Annotated in this window: 3 protein-coding genes and 2 pseudogenes; all 5 read right to left on the reverse strand. The window is 34.8% G+C overall.

Features of this window, described 5'->3' with window-relative positions; genetic code table 11:
• Window positions 1-224, reverse strand: a pseudogene (locus tag R7M92_RS24810) (hypothetical protein); the annotation flags it as partial.
• A 9-nt stretch (window positions 225-233) separates the two neighbouring features.
• Window positions 234-614 carry a hypothetical protein gene (locus R7M92_RS24815; protein WP_105065919.1) on the reverse strand — a complete coding sequence of 127 codons (381 nt, stop codon included), beginning with the start codon at window positions 612-614 and terminating at the stop codon, window positions 234-236.
• Window positions 611-1,141: a hypothetical protein gene (locus tag R7M92_RS24820; RefSeq protein ID WP_318134567.1), complete on the reverse strand. Its 531-nt coding sequence runs from the start codon at window positions 1,139-1,141 to the stop codon at window positions 611-613. Before R7M92_RS24820 ends, R7M92_RS24815 begins: the two co-directional genes overlap by 4 nt.
• Complete coding sequence (locus R7M92_RS24825) at window positions 1,131-1,922, reverse strand: AHH domain-containing protein (RefSeq protein WP_318134568.1); 792 nt, start codon at window positions 1,920-1,922, stop codon at window positions 1,131-1,133. The genes R7M92_RS24820 and R7M92_RS24825 overlap by 11 nt, the downstream gene beginning before the upstream one ends.
• Window positions 1,919-2,242, reverse strand: a pseudogene (locus R7M92_RS24830) (hypothetical protein); the annotation flags it as partial. The pseudogene R7M92_RS24830 and the gene R7M92_RS24825, both read right to left, overlap by 4 nt.

Genomic DNA, 2,242 nt, shown 5'->3' on the forward strand with positions numbered 1-2,242 from the left:
TTGTCCGTCAATTTATAAGTTTGATGGATGTAAGGCATACGATAATCTTCGTAAACTTTAATTTCATCATCAGATGGTTGGCTTGGAGAACAATCCACACGAGCGTCTAACCACTCTACTCCGTGTACAACCAATTTCTCTACTTCTGATACAATATCACTGATGATAAATAGCTTCGGAGAAAAGGTCATTTCCAAAAGCAGATCAGGCTCTACTGGCACTATTGAAAATGATCAATCAACCAAAATATCCACACCATCCTTCATGAATAAAGTTTTAAATAAAGACTCAGAGATATAGAATTGATTGCCTTTAGTAACGCATATATAACCATGAGAAGTTTTTTCATCGATTGCCGTTAGCGCTGAAACTGGTTCAGCGATAATTTCACTATAATCTTCTAAAGCGTCACTTGTACAGCCTACAGAAGGCGATATCATCGATGGCTCGATAATTAAATCTTTTAATTTCAATACATCATCAAAATAATCATCTCTGACAAAAATCCTGATACCACAGTATTTATTTATATATAGATCAGGTTCAACCTTGACAATTCTATTAGAACAGTTGTCAAATTTTTCTAAATTTTCCAGTTTGATAAATCTACTCATGACAACATCCAATCCATAGTCCATTTACTTGCAGATATAACCTTACTTGATTGTAATTGACCACCATTCAAGACGTTATCAATAAAATTCTTATGAAATAAGTATGTCATTGAATCTTCAGATGGTTTAAACAAACCTCTTTTCTCTTCTGGTATTGAAGATAACTTCTCAAAATTAAAGTCATCTCCATCGAGTATATCAATTATATTCCCACAATGAATGTAGATATAATCCATACCATTTACTGATGCTGGCATTATGGAGCATTTATATAAATAAACCGATCTCAATTTATCTAAAAAGTCCATACATAATAAGATATCATTTGAAACGTGAACGTCAAAATCTGGGGTTATTTTTTCGGTTGATAAAAAGTCAAAACACAAAAAGTCGACTGGTTTAAAAGATGATACAGTACCATTTGAAAAGATATCAAAATCCCGCTCGTCATTGTAATTTACAATATAATTCACACGCTCGAAATTTTCACTAACGACGAAATAATCATCAGAAATATTACGTTTCATACTCTAAACCTTTACCCATATTTTCCAATTCAAAAACCGTTTTTAACCTATCGTTATACTTCATATTATCTACGCTATCGGATAGATTAAACCCATGATACCTTTCTATACAAGAATTGGCTTCATTTTTGTCTTTTTCCAGATTATCTATAATTCCTCTGCACCCAGCCCCTCCTTCTTGATAGTCTTTGCCAAACTTATGAAGGAGGACCTCAAAATTACTAATCCATCTTAGCTTTATACACGAGAGGTAATCAATATTAATCAAAACTTCTCTACTGTCAGATTCGGAATCTCCTGGGCACACTCCTTTTTTACGAAGCAATTTTAACATGTGCACAACCATCTTAGTAGTAAATATGTGATAGGACATATTTGTTTTCATATCTGGAATAGCTTGCCCTTTGTGGTTCCCATAATGAATAGGAACTCTCAATTCGCACGCTAACTGAGACAGTGTCGGTAACGCTACAATATTTTTACAATGGTTCGTATCATACTTTGCAGTTTCCAAAATGATTCCATGTTTTGTTTTTGCTGCAGCTTTAACTCCGGAGACTGAAAGTATATGGTGACCCGTAACCGAAACTTTATCTGAACCATTAATATACCAAGGGTGTGAAAAAGGGTACTTTTTAGACGAACTTATCTTATTAGCAGACGACCAGCAATCACTCCTTGTGAATTTATGCTTTTTACCTGTTGTACAAGCCCCCTTCAGTTTACCTTCGTTTTTTCCTGAGTATATTTTAATTCTTTCGACTTCCATCAGAGGTGTCATCTTGATTTCCTTTTAGACCCTAACCTAGCTTTACATGGGTGTTTCTTACTTTTTTTATTTTTCCTACATATCCTACAAACATATTCCGTCTTATCTTTATCCTCATTTGCCTTCGCAGAACTCTTTCCTGACTGTGCAGACTCGCCAGTATTATGTTTTACTTTTGCTGGGTAAGTTTTCTCACTCTTACCTAAAATTCGAGCAAAAAGGTCATCAAACTCGCCCATCGCTTCTTTAAGCTTATCCGGTACCATCTTATCGATGATTTTTACCTCATCCGCTAACTTCAAGAAATACGTACCGAGCTCATCTGCACCCAT

The sequence above is a fragment of the Vibrio sp. Vb2880 genome (genome assembly GCF_033337975.1).
GTDB classification, from domain to species: Bacteria; Pseudomonadota; Gammaproteobacteria; order Enterobacterales; family Vibrionaceae; genus Vibrio; species Vibrio alginolyticus.